This window comes from Syntrophomonas sp. UBA5494 (genome assembly GCF_002426325.1).
The window spans coordinates 21901-28550 of sequence record NZ_DIPG01000012.1 but is presented as its reverse complement, the minus strand read 5'-3'; the positions used below and the strand labels follow the sequence as shown (position 1 = coordinate 28550).

The following is a 6650-nucleotide window of genomic DNA, read 5'->3' as shown; positions in this document are numbered from 1 at the left end:
CTGGTACTGGGGCGTTTTTGCATATTGGGTAGGCTGCGCAGCGCGTAAAAAGACTCCATGGCCTGCTCCAGCAGTTTTCGCTCCAAATTGGGGTGGTGAACCGCCACAATCTTTTCCATGGCTTCCGCATTGGGAAAATCTATGTAATGGAAAATACAGCGGCGCAAAAAGGCATCAGGCAATTCCTTCTCAGCGTTGCTGGTGATGATCACAATGGGGCGATGCCGGGCTTTTACCGTTTCACGCGTTTCCGGGATGTAAAAACTCATTTGGTCAAGTTCCCATAAAAGATCATTGGGGAATTCCAGATCAGCTTTATCGATTTCGTCTATCAAGAGCACCACCGGCAAAGGTGAAAGAAAAGCCTCCCCCAGTTTGCCCATCTTAATGTAGCGTTTGATGTCGGACACGTCATGCTCACCGAACTGACTGTCATAGAGCCGCTGGACAGTATCGTAAACATATAGACCATCCTGGGCTTTGGTAGTTGACTTGATGTTCCATATGATAAGCTCCATCTGCAGAGAGTCGGCTATGCTCTGCGCCAGCATGGTCTTGCCGGTGCCTGGCTCCCCTTTTATCAGCAACGGTTTCTGTAATGCTATGGCAATATTTACGCTGTTTCTCAATTCATCAGATACTATGTAACCGGATGAACCATTATAAGTGCCTTGCGGCCCACTCATGACATAAAGCCCCCATTTTGTAATATATTTCACTAGGTAATGATAACAGACTGCCTCTGTATCGTCAATGTGTTGAATCGACTGCATAACGGGCTGCATACTTGCCGGCCACGAAACCCGTAGAGAACGCCGCCTGCAGGTTGAACCCCCCGGTATAGCCGTCAATGTCCAGGATCTCCCCGGCAAAAAACAGGTCAAGGGCGAGCTTGGACTGCATGGTGCGTGGATCCACCGCTGCTACATCCACTCCCCCTCTGGTGACAATAGCCTCTTTGATGGGTCGGGTTGCGCTGATGGTTAAAGGCAGCTTCTTCAAAATATCCAACAGCCTCAAGCGTTCCGTTCTGGTGACCTGATGGCACGGCTTATGGGCGTCGATCCCTGACAGGCTCACTATAACCGGGATCAAGAGCCGGGGCAAAAGATCGATCAGGGCATTTTTGAACTGTTTGCGCGAATAGAGCTCCAAGTCCCGCTGCAGCCGCTCATCCAGTTTTTCCGGAGATAAGGCCGGCTTTAGATCGATATGGAGAGTGACCTTTTTACCTTCATCGCTCAGCAACCTGGCGATATCACTGCTCATGGTGAGAATGATGGGACCTGAAACCCCGAAATGGGTAAACAGCATTTCGCCGCACTCTTGATTGATCATCCTGCCCTCTTCATCATAAGCTGTGGCCTGCACGTTTTTGAGACTGAGACCCTGACATTGCTTCACCCAGGTTTCTGCGGCCTCCAAAGGCACCAATCCCGGGCGGGGGGTTATTATACTATGACCAGCCTTTGCGGCCCACTGATAGCCATCCCCGGTTGAACCTGTTCCCGGGTACGACAGGCCTCCGGTGGCGATGATGACAGCATCCCCTTCTATGCAGCCCTGGTCGGTTTTCACCCCCAGTACCCTGCTCTCTTCTATCACTATATCGCTGACCCGGCAGGGCTTGATTACTTCCACCCCATGCTCCATGAGGCTGTGGTGCAAGGCTTGCACGATATCCGCCGCCTGGTCGGATGCGGGAAAAACCCGCTGCCCTCTCTCTATCTTGGTTTTTACGCCCCGCCCTTCAAAGAAGTCTATCAAATCCTGATTGCTGAATTGATGTAATGCGCTATATAAAAAACGGCCATTGCCCGGGTACTGTGCGATAAACTCACCGACCTGACGCGAATTGGTCAGATTGCAGCGGCCTTTGCCGGTAATCTCCAGTTTTTTACCCAGAGCGGATTTCTTTTCCAATAGCTTTACCCTGGCCCCGCCGGCGGCAGCACTGATGGCTGCCATCATCCCGGCAGGCCCTCCTCCAACTACCACTACCCTTTTCATTTTAGCCTCCTAGCTGCTTGTGCTGTTTGATAATGGCCTGCAACAGCGGATTTTTCGAGAAAATACAAATTGTTTTCAGATGAACAAAAGTGTTACAATCAACTTAATGATTTTCGGGAGGTGCCCACTTTGAATCAGACTAACCCGGCAAGAACCGGTGTGCCGAAATTATTGCCTGTACTTATTGTAGCAATAATGGCGGGAATGTATTATTATGCGGCCTTTGTTGATGTTTCTTCTCCGGATAAAACCGTGGATCATTTTTATCAGGCCTATTTTGACCGGGATTATGAAACCGTCGCCCATGACTTGAGTGTGTTTTGGTCGCTTAATTACCTGCCTCAATATCGTGATATGAGCTCAGCCGAACTGATGCAGAACCGGGCTGAGATCGAGCAGGAAACCGCAGCTATGCTTAAAAGCCTGGAAGAGAACCAGCCCACCGAACAAGACGTGTCAGTCGAGGTTTTAAAAGAATACACCAAAACCGGGGAATACAGCGCCCTGGTAGTATATCAGGTAATGCAGCAGGAACAGCCGGTGCAAAAGGAAGTAGCCTTTTTGATCAGAGAAGCCGGGGGTTATAAGATCATCAATTTGTCCCCCATCGAGGATTCCGATCTGGAGCTGGTAGAAAGTTACAGTTTGGATCAGCTGGATGAGAGTTTTAAGGAACTTCTGGAAGTATAGCCATTATTATCAAACCTTGAACCCAGGATTTCGCAGGGACACCCGCAAGGGTGTCCCTCAGCTTGTTGACAAAGTCAACCAGCTGTGCAGAGCAAGCGACGGAAGCGAAGAGCAAGGCGCTCAATAGGCCCGAGATTGAGGCGTACAAATAGTACGTTGATTGAGCGGACCTATTGGACAACGCAGTTATTCGCTTTTGTCGACGGTCTGGGATACCGGCAAGGGTATCCCTCTGGTTGGCTGGATTCGGGGTTTGCCTGTCCTTTTGTCAGCCCTGTTCCAGCTGCAGGTCGGAGCCGATCGAATTGAACACCTTGGCGTTAGCCGGTACCTGCATCCCATCGGCAAACTCACAGCCGCTATTTATAATGGCACCCGGAGCGATCCAAACCTTGGCGCCCAAAACACAGTTGCTGCCCAGCAGAGCTTCTTCAATGCGGCTATCCCTGCCTATGACGGTGTCTTTCCATAGCACCGAATTGCAGAAGGTAACGCCATCTTCGATAACACAGCCGTCCCCCACCACATTTATACCCTGCCAGTTGACCCCGTCACCGATAGACACATTCTTGCCCAGCAGTACCTGGGCTCCATTATTCATGGCAACAACCTGTCCCGGCAATGACATGGCAACACGCCCCACCAGTGCATCCACCTGGGCCTCTTTATAGCTGCTGATGCTGCCGATGTCGCACCAGTAATTGGAAACCGGCATACCGAAGAAAGGCGCTTTTATTTTGACCAGATGAGGAAAAAGCTGTTTCCCGAAATCATAAAACTGACGCGGTGGGATGTACTTGAATATCTCGGGTTCAAAGATATAAATGCCGGTATTGGCCAATCGGCTGCAGGCTTCTTCCGGCCTGGGTTTTTCCTGAAAACGCTCAATACGATGGCCGTCATCGGTTACCACGATGCCGAACTGCTCCACTTCCTGCACCGCTTTTAAGGCAATGGTGGCCAGGGCTCCCTGTTTTTTATGGAATTGCATCATCTGCTGCAGTTCGATATCGGTAAGGGCATCGCCGCTTACTACCGCAAATGAATCGTCTAGAAACCATTCGCAGTTTTTCACCCCGCCGGCGGTTCCCAGCAATTCATGCTCCAGCGAATAATCCAGGTTGACACCCCAGTCGCGGCCGTCGCCGAAATAGCCGCGAATGGCTTTGGGGTGATAATGAAGATTACAGATCAGAGAATCGAAGCCCTGCTCTTTGAGCCAGCATACAATATTATCCATTAAAGGCCGGTTGGCCACCGGTATCATCGGTTTGGGAACATGCATGGTCAGGGGCATTAAACGCGACCCAACTCCTGCTGCCATTATCATTGCCTTCACTTTAGCACCCCCTGAATGGTTATTATTTCCCTGTTGTATTAACTATACCATCTGGTATCTGAGCCTGCAATTTTGGAGGCTGCCCCTTTTGAAACAGCCTCATCAATAGGGGTGTCGGGGGGGGGGGGGGGGGGGGTGGGAAAAAAAAAAAAAAAAACCCCCCCCCCCCCCCCCCCCCCCCGCTACCCCTAGTTGAATGACCAGGCTTATTATTTTCCCCGCTTTAACAGCATGTAGTTGATGCTGTCAACCAGGGCTTGAAAGGAAGCTTCGATTATGTTTTCCGACACTCCCACCGTACTCCACTTATCAGTGCCGTCTGCGGTTTCTATCAGAACCCGGACCCTGGCTGCAGTAGCCTCACTGCCATCCAATACCCTGACTTTGTAATCGGTCAGGTGCATATCTTTGATAGCCGGATAAACCTCGTTCAATGCTTTGCGCAGGGCATTATCGAGGGCGTTGACCGGGCCGTCCCCGTCGGCTGCGGTGTGGTAAACCTGACTGCCGACTTCAATCTTAACCATCGCTTCAGAGGTGGTTTGGTCTTCCTCATTTTTCTCTAGGATGACTTTGAGGTTTTTTAACTGGAAATAGTCGGTGAATTGGCTGAAAGCTTTGCGCAATAACAGCTCCAGAGAGGCGTCCGCGCCTTCATACTGGAAACCCTGGTTTTCAAGTTCTTTAATCTGCCGGATCACCTTGCGGGTTTCACTGTCGTAAGCATTGACATCGATATTGAATTCTTTGGCTTTATACAACAGGTTGGATAAACCAGAAAGCTCGGAAACCAGAACCCGGCGATGGTTGCCAATATCCTCGGGATTGACGTGCTCGTAGGTCAGGGTATCCTTTAACATGGCGCTGACATGAATGCCCCCTTTATGCGCAAAGGCCCCGTGTCCTACATAGGGCTGATCGTTATGATGAGGCATATTGGCAATCTCACTGATATAACGCGATACTTCCGTCAATCTTCTCAGGTTTCCTGCCGGGACGGCACGATAACCCATTTTAAGCTCCAGGCTGGGTATTACCGTACACAGGTCCACATTTCCGCAGCGCTCCCCGTAGCCGTTAATAGTCCCCTGAACGTGGGACGCCCCGGCTTTCACTGCCATAAGGGTGTTGGCTGCCGCCAGACCCGAGTCGTTATGCACATGAATCCCCAGAGGTATATCGAAGTGCTGCCTGACGTCTTCTACAATCAAGCTGGTTTCCCAGGGCATGGTGCCCCCGTTGGTGTCGCACAACACCAGGCATACCGCCCCGGCCTGGGCCGCTCTTTCCAGGACCTGCAGCGCGTAATCACGATTATCCTTGTATCCATCAAAAAAATGCTCGGCGTCAAATATGACTTCCAGGCCCTGGCTGGCCAGGTAGCCAATACTGTCCCTGATCATATTGAGGTTTTCGTCCAAACTGGTTTCCAATGCTTTGATAACGTGGAAATCCCAGGTTTTGCCGAAAATAGTCGCGGTTTTGACCCCTGAGTCCAAAACCGCTTTGATGTTATTGTCCGAGGTTACGGCCACGCCGGGCTTGCGGGTGGCGCTGAAAGCTGTAATTCTCGAATTATTGAGCTTGATCTCCTGGATACGGCTGAAAAACTCCATATCCTTGGGATTGCTTACCGGCCAGCCGCCTTCGATATAAGCAATGCCCAGATAGTCCAGCTTGGCAGCGATCTTTAACTTGTCATCGACGGTAAGGGAGATGCCTTCCCCCTGAGCGCCGTCCCTCAAGGTGGTGTCATATACGGCTACCCGCGTTTTATCCCCAATTTCAAAATCCTCCTCATCAAATATTCCATTACTTATTATTGAGCAGTGATACGCTCTGCGACCAGGTCGCCCATGGTTACGGTGTCGGCTGCTTTGATTCCGGCATCATTCAGGCTGGCCTGAATTAAGTCGGGAGTGCGGTAGCCGTCCTGCAACACGCTGCGCACCGCGGCTTCCACAGTCTGAGCCTCTTCAGCAAGACCGAATGAGTAACGCAGCATCATAGCGGCTGAAAGTATGGTGGCCAAAGGATTAGCCTTGTTCTGTCCGGCTATATCCGGCGCGCTGCCGTGAGAAGGTTCATAAAGTCCCACCGCTCCGCCAATCGACGCGCTGGGAAGCATCCCGATGGAACCGGTCAGCATGGATGCTTCGTCAGTTAAAATGTCCCCAAACATATTCTCGGTGACAATGACGTCAAACTGACGGGGATAACGGATTAACTGCATAGAGCAATTATCTACGTACATATGGGTGGTTTCCACATCCGGATACTCCCGGGCCAACTGGCTTACCACCTCCCGCCACAGGCGGGATGATTCCAATACATTGGCTTTATCCACCGAACACAACTGCCCCCGGCGCTGCCGGGCCGCCTGATAAGCGAATCTGACGATGCGTTCGATCTCATAAGTGGAATAAGTGAGGATGTCGGTAGCCTGCTGGCCGCCATCGGCAGTCATTTCGCGTTTCTTTTCCCCGAAATACAAACCGCCGGTGAGTTCACGGATCACCAGGATATCGACCCCACTGATGACCTCCTCCTTTAATGTAGAAGCCTGCAGCAGACCGGGGAAAAGGATGCAGGGCCTGAGGTTGGCGAACAG

At 51.3% G+C, this 6650-nt stretch carries 6 protein-coding genes; 1 reads left to right on the top strand and 5 read right to left on the bottom strand.

The genetic code is table 11. From position 1 onward, the window contains the following. Together B3W37_RS01830 and B3W37_RS01825 are read right to left on the bottom strand one after the other, a co-directional pair. Positions 1-686 (bottom strand): AAA family ATPase (locus B3W37_RS01830; RefSeq protein ID WP_483174608.1); only part of this gene is annotated, 686 nt, incomplete at its 3' end. 64 nt (positions 687-750) lie between these two features. Beyond that, positions 751-2010: a BaiN/RdsA family NAD(P)/FAD-dependent oxidoreductase gene (locus B3W37_RS01825; protein ID WP_483169750.1), complete on the bottom strand. Its 1260-nt coding sequence runs from the start codon at positions 2008-2010 to the stop codon at positions 751-753. Between the two features lie 129 nt (positions 2011-2139). On the opposite strand from B3W37_RS01825, the gene B3W37_RS01820 reads away from it, so the two are divergent. Continuing rightward, positions 2140-2700, top strand: coding sequence for a hypothetical protein (locus B3W37_RS01820; protein WP_483169751.1), 561 nt, complete (start codon positions 2140-2142; stop codon positions 2698-2700). A gap of 268 nt (positions 2701-2968) precedes the next feature. Here the strand turns inward: B3W37_RS01820 and B3W37_RS01815 are convergent, their stop codons facing one another. The 3 genes from B3W37_RS01815 to leuB all read right to left on the bottom strand — a co-directional run. After that, complete coding sequence (locus tag B3W37_RS01815; RefSeq protein WP_483169785.1) at positions 2969-4030, bottom strand: nucleotidyltransferase family protein; 1062 nt, start codon at positions 4028-4030, stop codon at positions 2969-2971. A gap of 218 nt (positions 4031-4248) precedes the next feature. Then, positions 4249-5823: a citramalate synthase gene (gene cimA, locus B3W37_RS01810; protein WP_483174607.1), complete on the bottom strand. Its 1575-nt coding sequence runs from the start codon at positions 5821-5823 to the stop codon at positions 4249-4251. Between the two features lie 35 nt (positions 5824-5858). Continuing rightward, positions 5859-6650 (bottom strand): 3-isopropylmalate dehydrogenase (gene leuB, locus B3W37_RS01805; RefSeq protein ID WP_483174604.1); only part of this gene is annotated, 792 nt, incomplete at its 5' end.

Excerpts from the sequence above, each read along its gene's own strand:
- B3W37_RS01815 (WP_483169785.1), bottom strand. The coding sequence starts at position 4,030 with ATGATAATGGCAGCAGGAGTTGGGTCGCGTTTAATGCCCCTGACCATG.
- B3W37_RS01825 (WP_483169750.1), bottom strand. The coding sequence starts at position 2,010 with ATGAAAAGGGTAGTGGTAGTTGGAGGAGGGCCTGCCGGGATGATGGCA.